The 25,444-nt window shown below is 62.2% G+C and carries 16 protein-coding genes; 14 read left to right on the top strand and 2 right to left on the bottom strand.

Going from position 1 to position 25,444, the window contains the following annotated elements:
• The first annotated feature begins 76 nt into the window (after positions 1-76).
• The 8 genes from MKAN_RS22095 (at position 77) to MKAN_RS22130 (ending at position 16,096) form a co-directional block, all read left to right on the top strand.
• Positions 77-8,329 (top strand): PPE family protein, encoded by an 8,253-nt coding sequence (locus MKAN_RS22095; RefSeq protein ID WP_023372100.1) that lies wholly within the window; start codon positions 77-79, stop codon positions 8,327-8,329.
• Between the two features lie 752 nt (positions 8,330-9,081).
• Positions 9,082-9,321 carry a redoxin NrdH gene (locus MKAN_RS22100; RefSeq protein WP_036391258.1) on the top strand — a complete coding sequence of 80 codons (240 nt, stop codon included), beginning with the start codon at positions 9,082-9,084 and terminating at the stop codon, positions 9,319-9,321.
• Between the two features lie 35 nt (positions 9,322-9,356).
• Positions 9,357-9,809 carry a class Ib ribonucleoside-diphosphate reductase assembly flavoprotein NrdI gene (gene nrdI / locus MKAN_RS22105; protein WP_023372102.1) on the top strand — a complete coding sequence of 151 codons (453 nt, stop codon included), beginning with the start codon at positions 9,357-9,359 and terminating at the stop codon, positions 9,807-9,809.
• Positions 9,779-11,956, top strand: a complete 2,178-nt coding sequence (gene nrdE, locus MKAN_RS22110) for a class 1b ribonucleoside-diphosphate reductase subunit alpha (RefSeq protein ID WP_080674128.1) — start codon at positions 9,779-9,781, stop codon at positions 11,954-11,956. Before nrdI ends, nrdE begins: the two co-directional genes overlap by 31 nt.
• 120 nt (positions 11,957-12,076) lie before the next feature.
• Positions 12,077-12,817, top strand: a complete 741-nt coding sequence (locus MKAN_RS22115) for a TetR/AcrR family transcriptional regulator (RefSeq protein ID WP_036391880.1) — start codon at positions 12,077-12,079, stop codon at positions 12,815-12,817.
• A gap of 121 nt (positions 12,818-12,938) precedes the next feature.
• Positions 12,939-14,507 carry a flavin-containing monooxygenase gene (locus tag MKAN_RS22120; protein ID WP_023372105.1) on the top strand — a complete coding sequence of 523 codons (1,569 nt, stop codon included), beginning with the start codon at positions 12,939-12,941 and terminating at the stop codon, positions 14,505-14,507.
• Between the two features lie 140 nt (positions 14,508-14,647).
• On the top strand, positions 14,648-15,610 hold the full coding sequence (gene nrdF, locus MKAN_RS22125) for a class 1b ribonucleoside-diphosphate reductase subunit beta (protein ID WP_023372106.1): 963 nt from the start codon (positions 14,648-14,650) through the stop codon (positions 15,608-15,610).
• A gap of 93 nt (positions 15,611-15,703) precedes the next feature.
• Complete coding sequence (locus tag MKAN_RS22130; RefSeq protein WP_036391260.1) at positions 15,704-16,096, top strand: DUF3349 domain-containing protein; 393 nt, start codon at positions 15,704-15,706, stop codon at positions 16,094-16,096.
• On the opposite strand, the gene MKAN_RS22135 is transcribed toward MKAN_RS22130, so the two are convergent.
• Together MKAN_RS22135 and MKAN_RS22140 are read right to left on the bottom strand one after the other, a co-directional pair.
• Complete coding sequence (locus MKAN_RS22135; protein WP_023372108.1) at positions 16,085-17,125, bottom strand: NAD(P)-dependent alcohol dehydrogenase; 1,041 nt, start codon at positions 17,123-17,125, stop codon at positions 16,085-16,087. The genes MKAN_RS22130 and MKAN_RS22135 overlap by 12 nt on opposite strands.
• Before the next feature lie 99 nt (positions 17,126-17,224).
• Complete coding sequence (locus MKAN_RS22140) at positions 17,225-18,319, bottom strand: iron-siderophore ABC transporter substrate-binding protein (RefSeq protein ID WP_023372109.1); 1,095 nt, start codon at positions 18,317-18,319, stop codon at positions 17,225-17,227.
• Between the two features lie 179 nt (positions 18,320-18,498).
• Here MKAN_RS22140 and ctaD point away from each other — a divergent pair, with 179 nt between their 5' ends.
• The 6 genes from ctaD to MKAN_RS22170 all read left to right on the top strand — a co-directional run bounded on the left by ctaD (position 18,499) and on the right by MKAN_RS22170 (position 25,441).
• Complete coding sequence (gene ctaD, locus MKAN_RS22145; protein WP_036391883.1) at positions 18,499-20,244, top strand: aa3-type cytochrome oxidase subunit I; 1,746 nt, start codon at positions 18,499-18,501, stop codon at positions 20,242-20,244.
• Between the two features lie 25 nt (positions 20,245-20,269).
• Positions 20,270-21,505: a phosphoserine phosphatase SerB gene (gene serB / locus MKAN_RS22150; RefSeq protein ID WP_023372111.1), complete on the top strand. Its 1,236-nt coding sequence runs from the start codon at positions 20,270-20,272 to the stop codon at positions 21,503-21,505.
• Positions 21,506-21,676: 171 nt separating this feature from the next.
• On the top strand, positions 21,677-22,024 hold the full coding sequence (locus MKAN_RS22155) for an ArsR/SmtB family transcription factor (RefSeq protein ID WP_023372112.1): 348 nt from the start codon (positions 21,677-21,679) through the stop codon (positions 22,022-22,024).
• A gap of 8 nt (positions 22,025-22,032) precedes the next feature.
• Positions 22,033-22,512 carry an NADH-quinone oxidoreductase subunit B family protein gene (locus tag MKAN_RS22160; RefSeq protein ID WP_023372113.1) on the top strand — a complete coding sequence of 160 codons (480 nt, stop codon included), beginning with the start codon at positions 22,033-22,035 and terminating at the stop codon, positions 22,510-22,512.
• Positions 22,509-24,485 carry a proton-conducting transporter transmembrane domain-containing protein gene (locus MKAN_RS22165; RefSeq protein WP_023372114.1) on the top strand — a complete coding sequence of 659 codons (1,977 nt, stop codon included), beginning with the start codon at positions 22,509-22,511 and terminating at the stop codon, positions 24,483-24,485. Before MKAN_RS22160 ends, MKAN_RS22165 begins: the two co-directional genes overlap by 4 nt.
• Positions 24,482-25,441: a respiratory chain complex I subunit 1 family protein gene (locus tag MKAN_RS22170; protein WP_023372115.1), complete on the top strand. Its 960-nt coding sequence runs from the start codon at positions 24,482-24,484 to the stop codon at positions 25,439-25,441. Before MKAN_RS22165 ends, MKAN_RS22170 begins: the two co-directional genes overlap by 4 nt.
• Positions 25,442-25,444: the final 3 nt, after the last annotated feature.

A 25,444-nucleotide genomic window follows, 5' to 3' on the forward strand; every position in this document is an offset into this window, starting at 1 on the left:
ATCGCGCCACAAGAAGGTACCGCCTCACTAGTCTGGCTAGTAGGACGGTGTCGGTCGGCCATAGTCCGGGTGGTCAATGAATTTTGCAGTGCTACCGCCGGAGATCAACTCGGCGAGATTGTTCACTGGTGCGGGCTCCGCACCGGCACTGGCCGCGTCCACCGCCTGGGCAGGATTGGCCGCCGAGTTGCGCTCGGCGGCGGCCGCATTCTTATCGGCGACTTCCGGACTGGCGGGCAAGTTCTGGCAGGGACCGGCGGCGACGGCGATGACGGCCGCGGCCGCATCCTATGTCGGTTGGTTGAGTGCGGCAGGGGTGCATGCCGAGCAGGCGGCTGAGCTGGGTGAAGCAGCCGCGCAGGCGTTCGAGGTGGCGCGGTCGGTGACGGTACATCCAGGGCTGGTCGCTGCCAATCGCGACCGCCTGGTGTCGCTAGTGAGGTCGAACCTGTTCGGGCAGAACACGCCGGCCGTCGCGGCTGCTGAAGCTGAGTACGAGCAGATGTGGGCTCGGGATGTGGCTGCGATGTTGGATTACCATGCCGGGGCGTCGGCGGTTGCCTCCGCGCTGACGCCGTTCAGCCGGCACATCCCTGACCTGGCAGGCTTGTCTGGCCGGTTGGCCGGTCTCGACGCGGCCAACGTAAACGCCGCTACAGCCGCGGTCATAGGTTCCGCCAACAGCACGATTAACTTCAACCTGGGCTTTGCAAATATTGGCCGCGGAAATGTCGGGGCTGCAAATGAGGGCAATTTCAACTTAGGCTTCGGGAATATTGGTAGCGGCAATGTGGGTAGCGGCAATATTGGGAGCTTCAATGCGGGCTCGGGGAACGTCGGCAGTTACAATATCGGGCCCGGCAACCTGGGCAACTACAACGTAGGCCTGGGAAACCTCGGTAATTCCAGCCTAGGGGTGGGCAACGCGGGCAGCTTCAATGTCGGTTTTGCCAATGCCGGCAGTAACAACATCGGCTTTGCTAATACCGGCAACAACAATATTGGGATCGGGTTGACGGGTGACGGCCGGGTCGGTTTCGGCGGACTGAATTCGGGTAGCGACAATATCGGCCTGTTCAACTCCGGCACCGGAAATATTGGGTTCTTCAACTCCGGTACCGGCAACTTTGGCGTCGGGAATTCGGGCAGCTACAGCACCGGCATCGGTAACGCGGGCGGCACCAACACCGGCTTATTCAACACCGGCCTGGTCAATACCGGTTTCGGCAACGCAGGAAACTACAACTCGGGCGGATTCAATGCAGGCAGCACCAACACCGGCGGTTTTAACACCGGCGACTACAACACCGGTTATGTCAACGTTGGCGACTACAACACCGGTGCGGGAAACACCGGCGACGTCAACACCGGTGCATTCATCTCCGGTAACTACAGCAACGGCCTGTTCTGGCGCGGTGATTATCAGGGCACGGGCCTGTCTTACTCCATCACTATTCCGGCAATACCCGTCAACATTCAAGAAAGTTACACCCTAGACGTTCCATTTGAAGTCGACATTGGTCCGCAGACCATCCCGAGTTTTGTTATTCCTGAGCAAGCCGTTACGGTGCTGGGGCTTAACCTATTGTCGGTGGGCCCGATCACTTTCCCGGACATCCACATCACCGGCCCTGTTCTCTCTTTCGAAATTGGCCCGACCACGCTACGCCTCAATGCGACCGGCGCAATCGGTCCCATTAAAATCCCGATCATCGATATCCCCGCGACTCCGGGTTTTGGTAATTCTACCTCGAGTCCGTCGTCGGGCTTCTTCAATTCCGGTACAGGTAGTGTTTCGGGGTTCGGAAACTTTGGCGTTAACAGTTCGGGCTGGGTGAATCTCGGCTCCGGAAGTTCGGGTGTGCAGAATGTCGGTGCGCTGCAGTCGGGCCTGGCGAACCTCGGCGACACCGTCTCGGGTGCGTTCAACACCGGCCTGGCGATACCGGCTCGGGTCTCGGGTATCGGAAATGTGGGTAGTGATCTAGCCGGCCTGTTGCGTGGCTTCGGGAGTGCGGCCAGCTTCAACCTAGGTTTCGGAAACCTCGGTTACGCGAATATCGGCAGCGGCAATGTCGGGAGCTTCAATGCGGGCTCTGGGAACATTGGCGACTACAATATCGGCCCCGGCAACCTGGGCAACTACAACGTGGGTCTGGGGAACCTCGGTAATTCCAGCGTCGGCATCGGCAACGCCGGTGATTATAACGTTGGTATTGCTAATGCCGGCAGTAACAACTTTGGGTTGGCCAATACCGGCAGCAATAATTTCGGTATCGGGTTGACCGGTGATGGTCAGGTCGGGTTCGGCGGACTGAATTCGGGTAGCGGCAATATCGGGTTGTTCAACTCGGGTAGCGGCAATATCGGGTTGTTCAACTCCGGTACCGGCAACTTCGGTGTCGGGAATTCGGGCAGTTACAACACCGGCATCGGTAACGCTGGTGGGACCAATACGGGGTTGTTCAACGCCGGGTTGATCAATACGGGTATCGGCAACACCGGCAGCTACAGCTCGGGCGGATTCAACGCCGGCAGCACCAACACCGGCGGCTTTAACACGGGTGACTACAACACCGGTTATGCCAACGCTGGCGACTACAACACCGGTGTGGCAAACAGCGGCGATGTCAACACCGGAGCGTTCATTTCCGGCAGCTACAGCAACGGCCTGTTCTGGCGCGGCGACCACCAAGGCCTGATCGGCATCTCGTACGGCATCACCATCCCCGCAGTCCCAGCGCATATCGACGGTCGCATACCCGTAGCAATACCAATGACCATGAGTTCCAGCGACACAATCTTTCACGCTGTAACTATTCCCCAATTCCCCGCAAGCTTCCTCGGAGTCGCCCTCCATTCGCAGCCAGTCACAATCCCGGCTTTCACGATCACTGGACCTGCGGCGACGGCCATTCTGGGCGGGCCAATCGACGCATTGGTGATCCATACTGCCGGTGGGATCGGTCCCGCGAGGTTATCGTTTATCGATATTCCGGCGGCTCCGGGTTTTGGTAATTCGACTTCGAGTCCGTCGTCGGGTTTTTTCAATTCCGGTATGGGTAGTGTTTCGGGGTTCGGAAACTTTGGCGTTAACAGTTCGGGTTGGGTGAATTTCGGCTCCGGAAGTTCGGGTGTGCAGAATGTCGGTGCGCTGCAGTCGGGCCTGGCGAACCTCGGCGACACCGTCTCGGGTGCGTTCAACACGGGTCTGACCGTCCCGGCTCATGTCTCCGGTATCGGCAACGTGGGCAGTGATCTGGCGGGGTTGTTCCGGGACGACACGGGCGCCCTGAGGTTCAATGTCGGTCTGGGCAACGTCGGTGGCGGAAATGTGGGTAGCGGCAATGTTGGTAGCTTCAATGTCGGCTCGGGGAATATCGGTAACTACAACGTCGGGCCCGGGAATTTAGGTAACTACAACATCGGTCTGGCGAACCTGGGCCACTATAGCGTGGGCTTCGGGAATGCCGGCGATTTCAATGTTGGGTTTGCCAACACCGGCAGTAACAACTTCGGGTTGGCCAATACCGGCAGCAATAATTTCGGTATCGGGTTGACCGGTGATGGTCAGGTCGGGTTCGGCGGACTGAATTCGGGTAGCGGCAATATCGGGTTGTTCAACTCGGGTAGCGGCAATATCGGGTTGTTCAACTCCGGTACCGGCAACTTCGGTGTCGGGAATTCGGGCAGTTACAACACCGGCATCGGTAACGCTGGCGGGTCCAATACGGGGTTGTTCAACGCCGGGTTGATCAATACGGGTATCGGCAACACCGGCAGCTACAGCTCGGGCGGATTCAATGCCGGCAGCACCAACACCGGCGGCTTTAACACGGGTGACTACAACACCGGTTATGTCAACGCTGGCGACTACAACACCGGTGTGGCAAACAGCGGCGATGTCAACACCGGAGCGTTCATTTCCGGCAGCTACAGCAACGGCCTGTTCTGGCGCGGCGACCACCAAGGCCTGATCGGCATCTCGTACGCGCTCGTAGTCCCCGAAATCCCAATTCACGCCGGAATAAGTATCCCAGTAAACATACCGTTCGGCGGTGACGTCGGCGATATTAATATACCAAGTGTTACCATCCCCCAAATTCAGTTGAGGACATACTTTCTCGACATACTGTTCGGCGGCGTCGGGCCGATAACGACCCCCCCTGTCAGGATTTCCGGTCCTGAGGTCGCGGGCGTCCTCGGTGGTCCGATGACCTCGATAGACATCAATATCGATGCCGGCGTTGGCCCCGTTTATTTTTCGCTGATCGATATTCCGGCGGCTCCGGGTTTTGGTAATTCGACTTCGAGTCCGTCGTCGGGTTTTTTCAATTCCGGTACAGGTAGTGTTTCGGGGTTCGGAAACTTTGGCGTTAACAGTTCGGGTTGGGTGAATTTCGGCTCCGGAAGTTCGGGTGTGCAGAATGTCGGTGCGCTGCAGTCGGGCCTGGCGAACCTCGGCGACACCGTCTCGGGTGCGTTCAACACGGGTCTGACCGTCCCGGCTCATGTCTCCGGTATCGGCAACGTGGGCAGTGATCTGGCGGGGTTGTTCCGGGACGACACGGGCGCCCTGAGGTTCAATATCGGTCTGGGCAACGTCGGTGGCGGAAATGTGGGTAGCGGCAATGTTGGTAGCTTCAATGTCGGCTCGGGGAATATCGGTAACTACAACGTCGGGCCCGGGAATTTAGGTAACTACAACATCGGTCTGGCGAACCTGGGCCACTATAGCGTGGGCTTCGGGAATGCCGGCGATTTCAATGTTGGGTTTGCCAACACCGGCAGTAACAACTTCGGGTTGGCCAATACCGGCAGCAATAATTTCGGTATCGGGTTGACCGGTGATGGTCAGGTCGGGTTCGGCGGACTGAATTCGGGTAGCGGCAATATCGGGTTGTTCAACTCGGGTAGCGGCAATATCGGGTTGTTCAACTCCGGTACCGGCAACTTCGGTGTCGGGAATTCGGGCAGTTACAACACCGGCATCGGTAACGCTGGTGGGACCAATACGGGGTTGTTCAACGCCGGGTTGATCAATACGGGTATCGGCAACACCGGCAGCTACAGCTCGGGCGGATTCAATGCCGGCAGCACCAACACCGGCGGCTTTAACACGGGTGACTACAACACCGGTTATGTCAACGCTGGCGACTACAACACCGGTGTGGCAAACAGCGGCGATGTCAACACCGGAGCGTTCATTTCCGGCAGCTACAGCAACGGCCTGTTCTGGCGCGGCGACCACCAAGGCCTGGCCGGTTTCTCCTACGGGATCACCATCCCCGAAGTCCCTGCCCACCTCGAGGCGACCATACCCGTCGACATACCATTTACCGCGACCTTCGGCGAAGTAGTCATCCATCAGACGACTTTTCCTGCATTCGGTTTCTTTACTATCGCACCGCCGGCAAATGGTGGCTTTGGGCCTGTCGTTATCCCGGATATCACGCTTACCGTTCCAACGATGACGTTGCTGATGGGTGGGCCCGGGACTGTGGTGGGCATTAAAGCCGCGGGCACCGCGGGCCCGGTCACATTCACTTTTATCGATTTCCCGGCGGCTCCGGGTTTCGGGAATTCGACCACCAGCCCGTCTTCGGGTTTCTTCAACTCCGGTTCGGGTAGTGTTTCGGGTTTTGGAAATGTTGGTACCAACAATTCGGGCTGGTTAAATCTCGCTTCGGGTAGCTCGGGTGTGCAGAATGTCGGTGCGCTGCAATCGGGTCTGCTGAACCTGGGCAACAGCCTGTCGGGTGTGTATAACACCGGCCTGGCGATACCGGCTCATGTCTCGGGAATCGGGAACGTAGGCAGCGATCTTGCGGGTCTGTTCCGCGGCGCCACAGGTCCGGTTAGCTTCAACGTGGGCTTGGCCAACGATGGCTTCGGCAATGTCGGCTTTGGCAATGTCGGCTTGGGTAACATCGGCAGCGGCAACGTCGGCAATTTCAATGTCGGCTCGGGGAATATCGGTAACTACAACGTCGGGCCCGGGAACTTAGGTAACTACAACATCGGTCTGGCGAACCTGGGCCACTACAGCATCGGCTTCGGGAATGCCGGCGATTTCAATGTTGGGTTTGCCAACGCCGGAAATAATAACTTCGGGTTGGCCAATACCGGCAGCAATAATTTCGGTATCGGGTTGACCGGTGATGGTCAGGTCGGGTTCGGCGGACTGAACTCGGGTAGCGGCAATATCGGGTTGTTCAACTCGGGCAGCGGCAACATCGGGTTGTTCAACTCCGGCACCGCAAACTTTGGTATCGGGAATGCGGGCAGCTACAACACCGGCATCGGTAACGCTGGTGGGACCAATACCGGGTTGTTCAACGCCGGACTGGTCAATACCGGTATCGGCAACACCGGCAACTACAACTCGGGCGGATTCAACGCAGGCAGCACCAACACGGGCAGCTTCAACCCGGGCGACTACAACACTGGCGGCTTGAACCTGGGCAACTACAACACCGGCTACCTCAACCCGGGCAACTACAACACCGGCGTGGCAAATACCGGCAACGTCAACACCGGCGCATTCATCTCCGGCAACTACAGCAACGGATTGTTCGCCAGAGGCGAGCATCAGGGTGTGACCAACTTGTCCTACTCGATCAAAGTGTCCCCTTTCCCTGCACATGCCGTGGTCGACATTCCTGTACACATACCGTTCACCGGGGAGATCGGCCCGATTACCCTCAATGAATTCACTATTGACAGCCTCCCATTGGAGGTATTCCTCCCGTTTGCGCCTTTCTATATCCTTTATGATTTCGGCCCCGTCACGGTTGACGCGACCACTTATGACCCGATTATTTTGGACTTCTTGTGGGAGAACACTTATCATTACGATATCGGGCCTCGGATTTTCGGCCCTTACGAAATCCCAATCGTCAATTTCTCGGGCACGGGCTTCGGAAACTCGACCACCAGCCCCTCGTCTGGCTTCTTCAACTCCGGCGAAGGCAGCACATCGGGCTTCTTCAACTCCGGTGCCGGCAGCCTATCGGGCATTATCAACGTCGGCGCCAACAATTCTGGCTTCTTTAACACCGGCATTGAGAACCTTGGGAGCTCGGGCTTCCTCAACGACGGCGCGCTGCAGTCGGGCGTAGTGAATGTGGGTAACACCATCTCGGGATTGTTCAACACCAGCACGCTCGACCAGATGGTGGCAGCCAATCTCTCGGGAATCGGAAATGAGGGCGTCGATCTCTCGGGCTTTTTCCACGGGGGCGGCATGGTCAACCTGGGTTTCGCGAACGTTGGCGTATCAGATGTGGGTAACGCAAACATCGGTGACCAAAACGTGGGCAGTGGAAACATCGGTAGCGGAAACGTTGGCAGCGGAAATATCGGGTTCGGAAACTTCGGCAGCGGCAATTCCGGCAGCTTCAACTTTGGTTTCGGGAACTTGGGCAACTACAACATCGGGCTCGGGAACCTGGGCGACTACAACCTGGGCTTCGGTAACCTGGGTCACGACAGCGTGGGCTTCGGGAACGCGGGCAGTCACAACGTCGGTTTTGCCAATACCGGCAGTAACAACTTCGGGTTTGCCAATACCGGTAGCAACAATATCGGGATCGGGCTAACGGGCGACGGCCAGGTCGGGTTCGGGGCGCTGAACTCGGGCAGCGGCAATATCGGGTTGTTCAACTCGGGTACGGGCAATATCGGGTTCTTCAACTCAGGCACTGGCAACTTCGGTATCGGGAACTCGGGCAATTACAACACCGGTATCGCGAACGCCGGCGGCACCAACACCGGCTGGTTCAACGCCGGCATCGTCAACACCGGCATCGGCAATACGGGCAATTACAACTCGGGCAGCTTCAATGCGGGCAGCACCAACACCGGCGGTTTCAATGCGGGCAGCCACAACACCGGCTACCTCAACCCGGGCAACTACAACACCGGCGCCGCAAACACCGGCGACGTCGACACGGGTGCGTTCATCTCCGGCAGCTACAGCAATGGTCTCTTCTGGCAGGACGACTACCAAGGCCTGATCGATGGGTCCCCAGGCTTGTTCAACTCCACCACAAATCCATCTTCAGGCCTTCTCAACGCTGGTAGTGGCAGTGATTCCGGAGTCGGAAACCGCGGTACCGGCAACTCGGGCCTCCTGAACTACTCTTCTGCGATCTCCGGCAACTCTGGCCTGCTGAACTTCGGCGCACTGCAGTCCGGGATCCGGAACTTGGGCAGCACGATCTCGGGCTCGGGTAACACGGGTGTGGTGACGCCGGCCTTCATCTCCGGCGTCGCAAACGTCGGTGGCAAACTTTCGGGTTTGTTCTTCACGGGGACCAGGCCATAACTGATCACGTCGTGGCGGCCGACGGAAGTATCAGTTGGGTTTGCGCGGCGCTCTCACGGTGCGTCGGTGCTTTGGCGGCCTGACATGGAGGCAAACGCACACGCTGCTGGGAAAAGCCGGCTTCGGCGCGGTCCCCGACACGGCTCATCGTTTTGCGGTTGACGCCGACACTCCGGCAGTACTCGATATAGGGCCGACCGGAGTCGCGTCGGGGTGGTGGGTAGGCGCTCTTTTCTATGACACGTGGTGACGTGGCATAGCGGCATAGCCCTGCCGTCGCTCTTGGCTCACGGCTCCTCGACAGTGGGCGAACCGGCCGAGCTGCTTGTTGGAGGCTTTGCTATCAGCCTGCCCGGCAAGATCCAACGCGGGCGATGTCGGTGGTCGCTGATATACCGGGCGACATGGATACCACGGCCGGGTTGTGTGATCTGCGACACGCCGACGCCGGCTCGGACGCACGCCCACGACCTGCGAATTTCAAGAATGTCATTCAGAACATCTTGTATCTCTTCTCGTCCCGACCCCCTAGGTGTAGTGTTTCGGGCACCGGCAGATCCCAGGTTCACCGGGTCCCACCAGGTTCACGGGGCCCGCTGAACTTCCCGGAATCGGCATCGCCATGTCCGATCAGCATGGTGGCCCACGACGGGAATCTGAGAGCGTGCCGGGCCGCTGAACATAGCGAAGATGCACCACCTGAGTCGTTGCCAGTTCCTGTTCCCCGATTCCCGCAAAGGAGCGGTACGCCCATGACCATCACCGTCTACACCAAGCCCGCATGTGTGCAGTGCAGCGCCACCTACAAGGCGCTGGACAAGAACGGCATCGCCTACGAGAAGGTCGACATCAGTCTGGATTCCGAGGCGCGGGACTACGTGATGGCGTTGGGCTATCTGCAGGCACCGGTCGTGGTGGCCGGGGACGACCACTGGTCCGGCTTCCGGCCCGACCGCATCAAGGCGCTCGCCCTGGCTGCGCTGAGCGCATAGCACGGGCAGGCGGTAGGTAAGGAGGCAGCGGTGCCATGGACATCAGGCCGTGCAACCTGGTCTATTTCTCCAGCGTGTCGGAGAACACCCACCGCTTCGTGCAGAAGCTGGGTTTGCCCGCCACGCGGATACCCTTGCACGGCAGCATCGAGGTCGACGAGCCCTACGTATTGATACTGCCCACCTACGGCGGCGGCCGGGTCACACCCAAACTGAATGCCGGCGGCTATGTCCCCAAACAGGTCATCGCCTTTTTGAACAACGAGCGCAATCGAGCGCTGCTGCGCGGGGTCATTGCGGCCGGCAACACCAACTTTGGTCCGGAGTTCGGTTACGCCGGTGACGTCGTCGCGCGCAAATGCGACGTTCCCTACCTTTACCGCTTCGAATTGATGGGCACCGAGGACGACGTGGCCGCCGTCCGTGCGGGCCTGGCTGAATTTTGGAAGGAGCAGACGTGTCACCAACCGTCACTGCAGAGCCTGTAACCTCCGGTGCGCACTCGCACCTTTCGGGGGGCCAGGCGGAGCTGGATTATCACGCGCTGAACGCGATGCTGAACCTGTACGACGCTGACGGCAAGATCCAGTTCGACAAGGACGTACTCGCGGCGCGCCAGTACTTCCTGCAGCACGTCAACCAGAACACCGTCTTCTTCCACAACCAGGATGAGAAGCTCGATTACCTGATCCGCGAGAACTATTACGAGCGTGAGGTTCTCGACCAGTACTCGCGTAACTTCGTCAAGTCGCTGCTGGACCGTGCCTACGCCAAAAAGTTCCGGTTCCCGACGTTTTTGGGCGCCTTCAAGTACTACACGTCCTACACTCTGAAGACTTTCGACGGGAAGCGGTATCTGGAGCGCTTCGAGGACCGGGTGGTCATGGTTTCGCTCACGTTGGCGGGCGGCGACACCACGCTGGCCGAGCAGCTGGTCGACGAGATCATCGAAGGCCGCTTCCAGCCGGCCACCCCGACGTTTTTGAACTCAGGCAAGAAACAGCGCGGTGAGCCGGTGAGTTGCTTTCTGTTGCGCATTGAGGACAACATGGAGTCGATCGGGCGATCGATCAACTCCGCACTGCAGCTGTCCAAGCGTGGCGGCGGAGTTGCGTTGCTGCTGACCAACATTCGCGAGCACGGCGCGCCGATCAAGAACATCGAGAACCAAAGCTCGGGCGTCATCCCGATCATGAAGCTACTCGAGGATTCGTTCTCTTATGCCAACCAGCTGGGCGCTCGGCAGGGCGCCGGCGCGGTGTACCTGCATGCGCATCACCCCGATATCTACCGATTCCTGGACACCAAACGGGAAAACGCCGACGAGAAGATCCGCATCAAGACGCTGAGCCTGGGCGTGGTGATCCCCGACATCACCTTCGAGTTGGCCAAGCGCAACGACGACATGTACCTGTTCTCGCCCTACGACGTCGAGCGGGTCTACGGGGTGCCGTTCGCCGACATCTCGGTCACCGAGAAGTACTACGAGATGGTTGACAACCCGCGGATCCGCAAGACCAAGATCAAGGCCCGGGAGTTCTTCCAGACGCTGGCCGAGCTGCAGTTCGAGTCCGGCTACCCCTACATCATGTTCGAGGACACCGTCAATCGCGCTAATCCTATTGACGGCAAGATCACCCACTCGAACCTGTGCTCGGAGATCCTGCAGGTGTCCACGCCGTCATACTTCAACGAAGACTTGTCGTATGCCAAAGTGGGCAAAGACATTTCGTGCAACCTGGGGTCGCTGAACATCGCCAAGACGATGGATTCGCCGAACTTCGCCCAGACGATCGAGGTGGCCATCCGCGCGCTGACCGCGGTGAGCGACCAGACACACATCACGTCGGTTCCCTCAATTGAGCAGGGCAACAACGAATCCCACGCAATCGGGTTGGGTCAGATGAACCTGCACGGCTACCTGGCGCGTGAGCGCATCTTCTACGGGTCCGAGGAGGGCATCGACTTCACCAATATCTACTTCTACACGGTGCTCTACCACGCGCTGCGCGCGTCGAATCGGATCTCGATAGAAAGAGGTACGCACTTCAAGGGTTTCGAGCGGTCCAAGTACGCGTCGGGGGAGTTCTTCGACAAGTACACCGAACAGATTTGGGAGCCGAAAACCGAGAAGGTTCGCCGGCTGTTCGCCGCCGCCGACATTCACATCCCGACTCAGGACGATTGGCGGCGGCTCAAGGAATCGGTGCAGGCGCACGGCATCTACAACCAGAACCTGCAGGCAGTGCCACCCACCGGGTCGATTTCCTACATCAACCACTCGACGTCGTCGATCCACCCGATTGTGTCCAAGGTCGAGATCCGCAAGGAAGGCAAGATCGGCCGGGTTTACTACCCGGCGCCGTATATGACCAATGACAACCTGGAGTATTACCAGGACGCCTACGAGATCGGCTACGAGAAGATCATCGACACCTATGCCGCGGCCACTCAGCATGTGGATCAAGGGCTTTCGCTGACGTTGTTCTTCATGGACACCGCCACCACCCGTGAGGTGAACAAGGCGCAGATCTACGCCTGGCGCAAGGGGATCAAGACGCTCTACTACATCCGGCTGCGGCAGATGGCCCTGGAAGGAACCGAAGTGGAGGGTTGCGTGTCCTGCATGCTGTAGGCGCGCAAGCCGAGTGTGTATCTTGGCGACGGCTTCGCAGCGTAGTAAGAGCGTCGCCAGATTCCCACTCGGCGAGGAGTCTGCCCAGGTCAGCGGCCGCAACGGGGTAAGGTGCTTGACGTGGTGAGAATCAGCCGGCCCCACTCCAGCGTGAAGCCCGGGGTCAAAGTCGACGCGCGCAGTGAACGTTGGCGCGAACACCGCAAGAAGGTGCGCAGCGAAATCGTCGAAGCGGCATTCCGTGCGATCGACCGCTTGGGGCCCGAGCTGAGTGTGCGGGAAATCGCCGAGGAAGCCGGCACCGCCAAACCCAAGATTTACCGGCATTTCGCCGATAAGTCCGACCTGTTCGTCGCGATCGGGGAGCGGCTGCGCGACATGTTGTGGGCGGCGATCTTCCCGTCGATCAACCTCGCCACCGACTCGGCCCGCGAGGTCATCCGGCGCAGTGTCGAGGAGTACGTCATCCTCGTCGACAAGCACCCCAACGTGCTGCGGGTCTTCATTCAGGGCCGTTCTGCAAAGCAGTCCGAGGCGACGGTGCGCACGCTCAATGAAGGCCGGGAGATCACTTTGACCTTCGCCGAGCTGTTCAACAACGAACTGCGTGAGATAGATCTGAATCGTGCGGCGCTCGAACTTGCCGCGCACAGCGCGTTCGGAGCAGCCGCCTCGGCCACCGAATGGTGGCTGGGTCCCGAGCCCGACAGCCCGCGACGGATGCCACGCGAGCAGTTCGTCGCGCATCTGACCACGATCATGATGGGCGTCATCGTCGGCACCGCCGAGGCGCTGGGTATCACCATGGACCCCGACAAGCCGATCCACGACGCGGTACCCAGCAATCGCGCTGTCAGCTGAGTGCCGGCCGCGTTGACATCGCCGCGAGGATCGTCAACACTCGTTCTAACCGATACCCTGGGTACTGGGTATTTGGGCCGCGCGGCCCAAAGCTCGCCTCACTAGGAAAGACCGATCCACCATGACCAATGCCGTCACAGAAGCCGGCCCGGCGCCGCAGTCCGACCAGCCGCCGGTGCACACCCGCGCGGTCATCATCGGGACCGGATTCTCCGGTCTGGGCATGGCCATCGCGCTGCAGAAGCAGGGCTTCTCCCCACAGGACTTCATCATCTTGGAGAAGGCCGACGACGTCGGGGGCACCTGGCGCGACAACAGCTATCCCGGCTGCGCCTGCGACATCCCGTCACACCTGTACTCGTTTTCGTTCGAGCCCAAGCCAGACTGGAGGAACCCGTTCTCCTATCAGCCCGAGATCTGGGACTACCTCAAGGGCGTCACCGAGAAGTACGGGCTGCGCCGCTACATCCAGTTCAATTCTCTGGTCGACCGCGGTTACTGGGACGACGAGGAATACCGCTGGCACGTCTTCACCACCGACGGCCGCGAGTATGTTGCCCAGTTCTTGATCTCGGGAGCCGGAGCGCTGCACATCCCGTCCTTCCCCGACATCGACGGGCGTCATGAATTCACCGGCCCCGCTTTCCATTCCGCGGAGTGGGACCACAGCGTCGACCTCACCGGCAAGCGGGTGGCCATCATCGGGACCGGCGCCAGCGCGATCCAGATCGTGCCGGAGATCGTCGACCAGGTCGCCGAGCTTCAGCTCTACCAACGCACTCCGCCGTGGGTGGTGCCGCGTTCCAACCCGGAGATCCCGCCGGCGCTACGCCAGGCTATGGAGAACATTCCCGGGCTGCGTGCGCTGGCACGCCTGGGTTTGTACTGGGCGCAGGAGGCGCTGGCCTTCGGCATGACTAAGCGGCCGAACGCGCTGAGGTTCATCGAGGCCTACGCCAAATACAACATTCGCCGCTCGGTGAAAGACCGCGAGCTACGCCGCAAGCTGACCCCGCACTATCGCATCGGGTGCAAGCGGATTCTGAACTCCACCACCTATTACCGCGCTGTCGCGAACCCGAAGACGAATCTGATCACCGACGGCATCACCCGGATCACGCGAAACGGGATCGTCACCGCCGACGGCACTGAGCGCCCCGTCGACGTGATCGTGTACGCCACCGGCTTCCACGTGACCGACTCCTACACCTACGTGCAGATCAAAGGGCGGCACGGTGAGGATCTGGTCGATCGGTGGAACCGTGAGGGGATCGCGGCCCACCGCGGCATCACCGTGGCTGAGATGCCCAATCTGTTTTTCCTGCTGGGCCCGAATACGGGGCTGGGGCACAACTCGGTGGTATTCATGATCGAGTCCCAGATCCACTACGTGGCCGACGCGATCGCCAAGTGTGACAAACGGGGCGCGCAGGCGCTGGCGCCCACCCGCGCCGCCCAGGACCGTTTCAACGACGAGTTGCAACGCAAGTTGGCCAGCTCGGTGTGGAACAGCGGCGGCTGCAGCAGCTGGTATCTCGACGAGCATGGCAAGAACACCGTGCTCTGGGGTGGCTACACCTGGCAGTATTGGCGGGCCACCCGCTCGGTCAAGACCGACGAATACCAATTTTTGGGGGTCGGTAACGGATCGTCGGAGAACCGGCAGACTGTCGCGGCGCCGGCGAAATAGCTACTCGGATGGGCGCGGCCTGGCCATCGCGCCGGCACGCCGTGCGACACGCAAACACAACCTCTTGTGTTGCGCCGGCTTGTCGGACCCCAGGGGTAGTGTTTGAGGCCTAAGGCCGGCAGCCGTTCTGGGAGGCGAAAATGAAGGTTATCGACCGGGTCTCAGCGATCAACTGGAACCGGCTGCAAGACGAAAAGGACGCCGAGGTCTGGGACCGGCTGACCGGAAACTTCTGGTTGCCCGAGAAGGTGCCGGTGTCCAATGACATCCCTTCTTGGGGCACGCTGACCGCCAATGAGAAGCAGCTCACCATGCGGGTCTTTACCGGTCTGACCATGCTGGACACCATCCAGGGCACCGTGGGTGCGGTCAGCCTGATCCCGGACGCGCTGACCCCCCACGAGGAGGCGGTGCTTACCAACATCGCGTTCATGGAATCGGTGCACGCCAAGAGCTACAGCCAGATCTTCTCCACCTTGTGCTCGACGGCAGAGATCGACGACGCCTTCCGCTGGTCGGAGGAAAACCCCAACCTGCAGCGCAAAGCGGAGATCGTGCTGCAGTACTACCGCGGGGACGAACCGCTCAAGCGCAAGGTGGCCTCCACCCTGTTGGAGAGCTTCCTGTTCTACTCGGGCTTCTACTTGCCGATGTACTGGTCGAGCCGGGCCAAGCTGACCAACACCGCCGACATGATCCGGCTGATCATCCGCGACGAGGCGGTCCACGGCTACTACATCGGCTATAAGTTCCAGCGCGGTCTGGCGTTGGTCGACGAGGTCAAGCGCGCAGAGCTCAAGGACTACACCTATGAGCTGCTGTTTGAGCTCTACGACAACGAGGTCGAATACACCCAGGATCTCTACGACGAGGTCGGGCTGACCGAAGACGTCAAGAAGTTCTTGCGCTACAACGCCAATAAGGCGCTGATGAATCTGGGTTACGAGGCGTTGTTCCCGCGTGACGAGACCGACGTGAATCCGGCGATCCTGTCGGCGCTGTCACCCAACGCCGACGAGAACCACGACTTCTTCTCCGGCTCGGGTTCCAGCTACGTCATCGGCAAGGCCGTCGTCACCGAGGACGAGGACTGGAACTTCTAGCCGCACATGTGCCGGCCGTGAACGGCGGATGAATTGTCGGCACGGCACCACCTGACGGTGGCGCGGTGATGCACCTGCCGTGACACTGTTTGGGTGACGAAAACCTCGCGTGCCCATCCCCATTTCCTCCGGTCGGTCATTCGGTGGCTGCAGGTCGGTTACCCCAATGGTGTACCTGGGCCTGATCGGGTGGCGCTGCTGGCGCTGCTGCGCGGTACGCCGCTAACCGAGGAGCAGGTCAAGGAAGTGGTGCGCGACATCACCGCCGAGGGATCACCGGCCACCGCCGACGGCGTGATCAACCGCGACGAGATCGCCGAATTCATCTCCGGCGTGACGCACCATGACGCGGGGCCGGAGAACATTCAACGGGTCGCCGGACGGCTCGCCGCTGCGGGCTGGCCGCTGGCCGGCATCGAGGTAAGCCAGGTTATTCCGGAGGATGAGGATGCTCGCGCGGCCGAAGAGGTTGCGTCACAGGCGTGAGATGTCGATGACGAAGCGGTAGCGGACGTCGCTGGCCAGCACGCGCCCGTAGGCTTCGTTGACGTAACTGGGCTCGATGAGTTCGATCTCGGGCGTGACGCCGTGTTCGGCGCAGAAATTCAGCATCTCCTGGGTCTCGGCGATCCCGCCGATGTTCGACCCGGACAGGCTGCGCCGCATCAGCGCCAGCGCAAATGCCGGCACCGGCATGGGGTGTTCGGGGATGCCCAGCTCGACCATGGTTCCGTCGACGTCGAGGAGGTTCAGGTAGTCGCCGAGGTTCAGGTTCGCCGAGACGGTGTTCAGGATCAGATCGAAGCTGCCGCGCAACCCGCGGAAGGTGTCGGGGTCGGAAGTGGCGTAGTAGTGTCCCGCGCCCAGCCGCAACCCGTCTTCCATCTTCTTCAGGGATTGCGACAGCACCGTCACCTCGGCGCCCATGGCCGCGCCCAGCTTGACGCCCATATGGCCGAGTCCGCCCAATCCGATAATGGCCAGCCGGGTGTTGCGCCCCGCGTTCCAGTGCCGTAGCGGCGAATACAGCGTGATACCCGCGCACAGCAGCGGCGCCGCTGCGTCCAGCGGCAGCGCATCAGGGATGCGGACCACGAAGTTTTCGTCGACGACGATCGCCTCGCTGTAGCCGCCCTGTGTGGACTGGCCGTCTTTGCCGATCGAGTTGTAGGTGAAGGTCGCTCCGGGTTTGCAGTACTGCTCGAGGCCGGCCAGGCAGCTGCTGCACTGGCCGCAGGAGTCGACCATGCAGCCGACGCCGACGCGGTCGCCCACCTGGTATTTGGACACCTCGGACCCCACCTCGGTCACCACGCCGGCGATCTCATGCCCGGGAACCACCGGGTAATTCGGCTGGCCCCACTCGGCCTTGACGGTGTGGATGTCGGAGTGGCAGATACCGGCGAACTTGATGTCGATCACCACGTCGTGCGGGCCTGGCTTCCGACGGTCGATCGTGGTCTTGGTCAGCGGTTCGGTCGCCGAGAAGGCGGCATATGCGGAGACAGTGCTCATACGACATCCTTTAAGGGTCTAGCTGGGGCCGTAAAAAGCTTAGCTAAGTTAAGGTTTTCGGGCCAGGTGACGGCGATCACGTCCAGCGGGTGAGAAGCTTCAGTTGATCGGGGCGTTGATCCAGCGCAGGTCGTCGACGATGCCACGGGCTGCCACCAGGCCCTCGCCCGTCTGCCATATCTCGTCGTCGACGACGAAGACCCGGTTGTCGCGATTGGCGGACAGCTTGCGCCAGGAGTCACTGTCGAGGATGGTCCACGCGCGTTCGGTGGCCTTCGGCGACGCACACGAGACGTAGACGATGTCGGCGTCGGCAGCGGAGAAGTCCGTCCCCCTGGCCAGGTCGGCATCGGTGGTGCCGATCTCGAGGTAAGCCTTGTCGGTGAACCGTTGCGCCGCCGGCCGGTCCACGCCGACCGCGCTCAGCACGCTGGCCGGAAAGTTGCGGGCGCCGTATACCCGCATCGTGCTGGCGGTTAGCTGGACAATCGACGCCTGGAAGTGAGTCGCATCATGCTTGGCCCCGACCTCCCGGGCCCGCTGGGTGAATGCACTGAGCAGCGCCTCCACCGCCGCGCTGCGGGCCGTGGCAGCCCCGACGCCGCGCAGGTTGTCCTCCCAGGCGGCGCCCGGCGCTGCCGTGAACACGGTCGGGGCGATGGCTGCCAGCTGCGGGTACAAGTTCGGCGTCACCGCCACCGAGCCCAAAATCAGGTCCGGCCGGGCCGCGGCGACAGCTCGCAGATCCGGGGAATTGCGGGTGCCCACGCCGGGCAGGTCGTGCACCGTCTTGCCCAAATAGGACGGCTGGCTCGAGGAGCCGTCCGGCAACGCGGCACCCACCACCCGGGATTGCAGTCCCAGCGCACACAGCGCGTCGAGCTGGTCGCCGGAGAGCACCACGATGCGCTGCGGCTCGGCGGGAACCTGGGCCACGTCCGGGTTCACGCCGGCAGCGTTGTGGGCCTGCCGGGTCGGCGGCCCGGGATCGGTTGCGGCCGCTTCCCGTGCACACGATTCGTCGGGTTTTCGAGCGTTTCCCAGCACCCCGGCGCCCGCGATCTGGGTCGTGGGTGTGACCATCGATCGCGACGCTGCGGTGGGGGCCTGATCGGCGCCGCAACCGGTGCACGTCGCAACCAGCGCCGCCAATGATGCAGCGGCCAGACCCCCTCGCACCCCGCCGAATTGCACGCGTCCGACGTTAACACCCGGCCAGTCGGGAGGGGTCTGTCCAAGCGCCTCCGATGCACCCGGACACCGATTACGACAGTTTGTAGGACCAGGCCTGCCGACGGCGCGGTGGCGGGCTAAGATTCCTGTCAAAGTGAGGTATTGAGACCCTATCCGCGCCGGGATTCTTGGAGGAGCAGTTGACTGCCGAAGCGCCGCCCTTGGGACAACTCGAGGCCATCCGTCCATATCCGGCTCGGACCGGCCCCAAAGGGAACCTGGTCTACAAGCTGGTAACCACCACCGATCATAAGTTGATCGGCATCATGTACTGCGTCGCGTGCTTCGTCTTCTTCTTCATCGGCGGTCTGCTGGCGCTGCTGATGCGTACCGAGTTGGCGGTGCCCGGTCTGCAGTTCCTGTCCAACGAGCAATTCAACCAGCTGTTCACCATGCACGGCACGATCATGTTGCTGTTCTATGCCACGCCGATCGTGTTCGGCTTCGCCAACCTGGTGCTGCCGCTGCAGATCGGCGCGCCCGACGTGGCATTCCCGCGGCTGAACGCCCTTTCGTTCTGGTTGTTCGTGTTCGGCGCCACGATCGCGATGGCCGGATTCATCACACCCGGCGGGGCGGCCGACTTCGGCTGGACCGCCTACACCCCGTTGAGTGACGCCGTCCACTCACCCGGCGCCGGCGGCGACCTGTGGATCCTGGGCTTGGGGGTAGCCGGTCTGGGCACCATCCTGGGTGCGGTCAACATGATCACCACGGTGGTCTGCATGCGTGCACCGGGGATGACGATGTTCCGGATGCCGATCTTCACCTGGAACATCCTGGTGACGTCCATCTTGGTGCTGATCGTGTTCCCGCTGCTCACCGCGGCGCTGTTCGGGCTGGCCGCCGACCGTCACCTGGGGGCGCATGTCTACGACGCGGCTAACGGCGGAGTCATGTTGTGGCAGCATCTGTTCTGGTTCTTCGGCCACCCCGAGGTGTACATCATCGCGCTGCCGTTCTTCGGGATCGTGAGCGAAATCTTCCCGGTGTTTTCCCGCAAACCGATCTTCGGCTACACCACGCTGATCTACGCGACGCTGTCGATCGCGGGATTGTCGGTGGCCGTGTGGGCGCATCACATGTTCGTCACCGGGGCCGTGCTGCTGCCGTTCTTCTCCTTCATGACGTACCTGATCGCGGTGCCGACCGGGATCAAGTTCTTCAACTGGATCGGCACCATGTGGAAGGGGCAGCTGACCTTCGAGACGCCGATGCTGTTCTCCGTGGGCTTCGCGGTCACCTTCCTGGCCGGCGGTCTGACGGGAGTGCTGCTGGCCAGCCCGCCGCTGGACTTCCACGTCAGCGACACCTATTTTGTAGTCGCGCACTTCCACTACGTGCTGTTCGGCACCATCGTGTTCTCCACCTTCGCCGGTATCTACTTCTGGTTCCCGAAGATGACGGGCCGGCTACTCGACGAGCGGCTGGGCAAGTTGCACTTCTGGTTGACGTTCATCGGGTTCCACACCACATTTCTGGTGCAGCACTGGCTCGGTGACATGGGCATGCCCCGCCGTTACGCCGACTACCTGTCCACCGACGGGTTTACCAGCCTGAACATCGTTTCGACGATCGGGGCTTTCATCCTGGGCGCGTCGATGTTCCCGTTCGTCTGGAACGTCTTCAGGAGCTGGCGATACGGCGAGGTAGTCACCGTCGACGACCCATGGGGATACGGCAACTCGTTGGAGTGGGCGACCAGCTGCCCGCCACCGCGGCACAACTTCACCGAACTGCCCCGTATCCGCTCCGAGCGTCCGGCGTTCGAGTTGCACTACCCGCACATGGTGGAACGGCTTCGGGCCGAAGCGCATGTCGGACGCGCCCACGGCCCGGCGGACGGCGACGTCACCAGAACAGACGACGTCAGCGTCCGGTCCTGATGCGCGGCACCGGCGGCCGCGACGGGTGATCACGTCGCCCAAAGTGTCGGTGCTGATCACGGTCACCGGCCACGATCAGCCCGGTGTGACATCTGCGCTCTTCGAGGTGTTGGCCAAGCACGGTGTTGAGCTGCTCAACGTCGAACAGGTGGTGATCCGCGGCCGGCTCACCCTGGGCGTCCTGGTTTCCTGCGCACCGGAAGTCGCCGACAATGCGGCGTTGCGCGGTGACGTCGAAGCCGCCATTCACCGGGTAGGCCTGGACGTGACGGTCGAGCGCAGCGATGACGTGCCGATCATCCGGGAACCGTCAACCCACGTGATCTTCGTGCTGGGCCGCCCGGTTACCGCCGGGGCGTTCGGCGCGGTGGCCCGGGAAGTGGCCGCACTGGGCGTCAACATCGACTTCATCCGCGGCATCTCCGACTATCCGGTCACCGGGCTGGAGTTGCGGGTCTCGGTGCCGCCCGGAGCCTATGGTCCGCTGCAGAGTGCCCTGACGAGGGTGGCCGCCGAAGAGGGCGTCGACGTGGCGGTCGAGGACTACGGGCTGGCCTGGCGCACCAAGCGGCTCATCGTTTTCGACGTCGATTCCACGCTGGTCCAAGGCGAGGTCATCGAGATGCTGGCGGCCCGCGCCGGTGCCGAGGGAGCGGTGGCGGCTATCACCGAGGCCGCCATGCGCGGCGAGTTGGATTTCGCACAGTCGCTGCACCAGCGGGTGGCCACGTTGGCAGGATTGCCGGCGTCGGTGATCGACGACGTCGGCGCGCAGCTGCAGCTGATGCCCGGTGCGCGGACCACGTTGCGCACGTTGCAGCGGTTGGGTTTTCGCTGTGGCGTGGTCTCCGGCGGTTTCCGGCGGATCATCGAGCCACTGGCCAGGGAGCTGAACCTGGACTTCATGGCGGCCAACGAGCTGGAGATCGTCGACGGGATACTCACCGGGCGGGTGGTCGGCCCCATCGTCGATCGTCCGGGCAAGGCCACGGCACTTCGCGACTTCGCCGAGCAGTTTGGGGTGCCGATGGAGCAGACCGTCGCCGTCGGCGACGGCGCCAACGACATCGACATGCTGGCCGCCGCCGGGCTGGGCATTGCGTTCAACGCCAAGCCGGCGCTGCGGGAGGTGGCCGACGCCTCGTTGAGCCACCCCTACCTGGACACGGTGCTGTTTCTGCTGGGTGTGACCCGCGGTGAGATCGAAGCCGCCGACGCGCTCGACGGCGTGCTGCGCCGCGTCGAGATTCCGCCGGACTAGGTGCTGGCGAGCAGACGCGGAATCGCACGAAATCAGTGATTTCGATGCGATTCTGCGTCTGCTCGGCGGGCGAGGCCGAGGCAACACTGCGGTGCTGCCCAATAGTTGATAAAGTTTTCAATTGTTAAATTGACGCATATATGAATTGCAGAACTATCGATGTGAGGTCAGGTGTCGGAGCCGCTCTACAAGTTGAAAGCCGAGTTCTTCAAGACGCTGGGACATCCGGCTCGGGTCAGGATTTTGGAACTGCTTTCCGAACGAGACCACACCGTGGCGGAGCTGTTGCTCGAAGTGGGTCTGGAGTCGTCCAACCTTTCTCAGCAGCTGGGCGTGCTGCGCCGGACGGGGGTGGTGACGGCACGCAAGGACGGCAACACGGTCATCTACTCGATCACCTCACCGCTGATCGCTGAACTGATGGCCGTGGCCCGCCGGGTGTTGACCGGGATGCTCAGCGGCCAAGTGGCAATGCTCGAAGACCTGCGAGCGGGCGGCCCGGCGGCGGACCGGAAGTAGGTCCGGGCATGGGTTGGATCGGCAGAATCATGCGACTCGGCCGCGTGGCCGAAAACACGGGACCGGCGCCTGAGCCGACCGTCGGCCCGCCAGCCGGGGTGCGCGGCTCCCTTCAGGTGCGCCATGTCGACGCGGGCTCGTGCAACGGCTGCGAGGTGGAAATCTCGGGGGCATTCGGACCGGTCTATGACGCCGAGCGGTTCGGCGCCCGGTTGGTGGCTTCGCCGCGGCATGCCGATGCGCTGCTCGTCACCGGGGTGGTGACGCGGAATATGGCCCAGCCGCTGCGGAACACCCTCGCGGCGACGCCCGCGCCGCGCCTGGTCATCGCCTGCGGTGACTGCGCACTCAACCGCGGTGTGTTCGGCGACGCGTACGGCGTGGTCGGTTCCGTCGGTGAGGTCATCCCGGTCGACGTCGAGATCCCGGGATGTCCACCCTCGCCCGACCAGGTGGTCATGGCCCTGCGGTCGGTGACGCGCAGGTGACCGCGACTTTCGCGGACGCGCCGCCCGAACACTCGGTTACGTTGCGCCGCAACACAATAGGTGCCTTAGCCGCGGGCGCCGTAACGACGGGTCTCGGTATATTGGGAATTGCGTTGGGGCTCAACGGCGTGTTCGGTGCGCTGCCACGAGCGCGGGTCGAGTGGCTGGTGCCGATGATCGGCGTCGACCTGGATCTGAGCCGGTTGGGCGCGTTCTTTATGGCGCTGACCGGTGCGGTAGCCGTCGTCGTCGGCGTTTACAGCATCGGATACGCACGCCTGGAACGGGCCGGCGCCGTCGCGCTCACGACGCTTCCCGTTTTCGTCGGTGCGATGCTGCTCGTTCCGGCCGCCGGCTCGGTGACCACCTTCCTCCTGGCGTGGGAATTGATGGCGCTCAGTTCGCTCGTCCTGCTGCTTACGAATCATCGCCGTAGCGAAGTTCGCTGCGCCGCAATGTACTACGCGGTGATGACCCAGTTGGGCTTCGCCGCGATCCTGCTGGCTTTGATGGTGCTGACGGCGGCGGCCGGAACGGATCGGTTCGCCGACATGGCCGAGATCCCGGACGGAGTACGCACTACCGTATTCTTGCTGACGCTGGTGGGCTTCGGTTCCAAAGCCGGCCTGCTGCCGCTGCATGCCTGGCTGCCGAGAGCGCACCCGGAAGCGCCCAGCCCCGCATCGGCATTGATGAGCGCCGCCATGGTCAACCTCGGCATCTACGGTCTGATCCGCGTCGATGTGCAGGTGTTGGGGCCCGGCCCCAGGTGGTGGGGCGTGGCCCTGCTGGCGGTCGGCGCTGTCACCGCGTTGTACGGGGTGCTGCAGGCCTCGGTAGCCGCAGATCTCAAACGCCTGCTTGGGTTTTCGACGATCGAAAACATGGGACTGGTCACCCTTGCGCTCGGGGCGGCCATGCTGCTGTCGGCGGCCGGGGCCGCTGCGGCGGCCATGATCGCGATGACAGCGGCGCTGTTGCACCTGGTCGCCCACGCCGCATTCAAAAGTCTCGGGTTCTTGGCGGCCGGGTCGGTGCTGCTGACAACAGGACTGCGTGACCTCGACAAGCTGGGCGGTCTGGCCCGGAAAATGCCTTACACCGCAGTATTTTTCGGCATCGCCGCATTGGGTGCCTCGGGGCTGCCGTTGGGCGCCGGGTTCGTCAGTGAATGGCTGCTGGTGCAGTCGTTGATCCACGCACGTCCCGAGCACAACACCGTCGTGGGGCTGGTGACTCCGCTGGGCGTCGGCGCGGTGGCCCTGACCACCGGTTTGGGTGTGGCCGCGATGGTGAAGGCGTTCGGCACCGGATTTTTGGCGCGACCGCGTTCGGAGGCCGCGGCTCACGCGCGCGAGGCGCCGGCCAGCATGCTCGCCGGCATGGCAGTCGCCGCGGTCGGCTGTGTGGTGGTTGGGGTGCTGCCGTTCATCATCGCCGAGACCCTGCAGTCGGTGCTCGACACCCTGCCTTCATCCCGGCACGCCGATCTCACCGGCCTGGGTCCGATGCTGCGGCTGCCGGGTATTGACGCCTCGATCGCGCCCGGCCCGCTGGCCGTGGCCCTGGTCCTCGCCGTCTTGGTTGTGCTGGCCCTGGCCCGCTGGGGGTCGCGTCACCGCCCGGACTCCGTGAGGTCGCCGTTGTGGGCCTGCGGCGCCGACGAACTCAGTTCCCGCATGGAATACACGGCGACGTCGTTCGCCCAGCCACTGCAGCGGGTCTTCGACGACGTGTTGCGGCCCGACACCGGCATCGAGGTGACTCATCTGGAGCACACCCGCTATCACGTGGAAAAGATCGCCTACCGTGCCGAGTTGGCCGACGCCATCGAGGATCACGTCTACATGCCGGTCCTGCGGGCCGTCGCCTGGAGCGCACAAGCCATTCGGTGCGCGCACAACGGAAGCGTGCACCTCTACCTCGGCTACGGAGCGCTGGGAGTCCTGATCATCTTGGTGGTTGCGCGATGAATGTTCTTTCCGCGGTTGCCGGCGCAGCGCAGATCGGTGCGGTCATGACCGGCGCACCACTGGTCGTGGGATTGATGCGGCAAGTCCGGGCCCGATCCGAGGGGCGTTGCGGTGCAGGTGTTTTGCAGCCCTGGCGGGATCTGCGTAAGCAGTTGCGCAAGCAGCAGGTCACCCCGGACGGCACCACACTGGTGTTCGCGGCGGCACCGGTGGTGGTCGCGGCCACCACATTGCTGATAGCTGCGATTGCGCCGCTGGCCGCGACCGGTTCACCGCTGGACTCGGTCGCTGATCTGTTCGTGGTCGTGGGCCTGTTGTTCCTCGGCACCGTCGCATTGACGTTGGCGGGAATCGACACCGGTACCTCGTTCGGCGGTATGGGCGCCAGCCGGGAGATCACGATCGCGGCCCTGGTGGAACCGACCATTCTGCTTGCCGTCTTCGCGCTGTCCATCCCCGCCGGGTCGGCCAACCTCGGCGCGGTCGTCGCGTTCAGCCTCGAGAATCCCGCGGAAATGGTGTCGCTGGCCGGAATTCTGGCGTTCGTGGCCCTGGTGATCGTCGTCATCGCCGAAACCGGACGCCTCCCGGTGGACAATCCCGCCACCCACCTGGAACTGACCATGGTGCACGAGGCGATGGTGCTCGAATACGCGGGACCCAAGCTTGCGCTGGTCGAGTGGGCCAGCGGCATGCGCCTCACCGTGCTGCTGGCCCTGCTGGCCAACCTTTTTTTCCCGTGGGGAATCGCGGGTGACAGGCCGAGCTTGGTCGGTGTGGGGATAGGCGTCGCGGCGGTCGCCATCAAGGTCGCCGTGGCCGCGGTCGTCCTGGCCGGCGCGGAGGTCTTCATCGCCAAGCTACGACTATTCCGGGTGCCCGAGCTGCTCGCCGGCTCGTTCCTGTTGGCCCTGTTGGCCGTGACATCGGCCAACTTCTTTACGGCCCAGGCGTGACGG

Origin of the sequence: Mycobacterium kansasii ATCC 12478 (assembly GCF_000157895.3) — a bacterium.
Lineage (GTDB): Bacteria > Actinomycetota > Actinomycetes > Mycobacteriales > Mycobacteriaceae > Mycobacterium > Mycobacterium kansasii.

Coding starts and splice junctions, on each gene's coding strand:
- nrdI (WP_023372102.1), top strand. CDS start 9,357: ATGGACATCAGGCCGTGCAACCTGGTCTATTTCTCCAGCGTGTCGGAG.
- MKAN_RS22100 (WP_036391258.1), top strand. CDS start 9,082: ATGACCATCACCGTCTACACCAAGCCCGCATGTGTGCAGTGCAGCGCC.
- MKAN_RS22095 (WP_023372100.1), top strand. CDS start 77: ATGAATTTTGCAGTGCTACCGCCGGAGATCAACTCGGCGAGATTGTTC.
- nrdF (WP_023372106.1), top strand. CDS start 14,648: ATGAAGGTTATCGACCGGGTCTCAGCGATCAACTGGAACCGGCTGCAA.
- MKAN_RS22135 (WP_023372108.1), bottom strand. CDS start 17,125: ATGAGCACTGTCTCCGCATATGCCGCCTTCTCGGCGACCGAACCGCTG.
- MKAN_RS22120 (WP_023372105.1), top strand. CDS start 12,939: ATGACCAATGCCGTCACAGAAGCCGGCCCGGCGCCGCAGTCCGACCAG.
- MKAN_RS22160 (WP_023372113.1), top strand. CDS start 22,033: ATGGGTTGGATCGGCAGAATCATGCGACTCGGCCGCGTGGCCGAAAAC.
- MKAN_RS22170 (WP_023372115.1), top strand. CDS start 24,482: ATGAATGTTCTTTCCGCGGTTGCCGGCGCAGCGCAGATCGGTGCGGTC.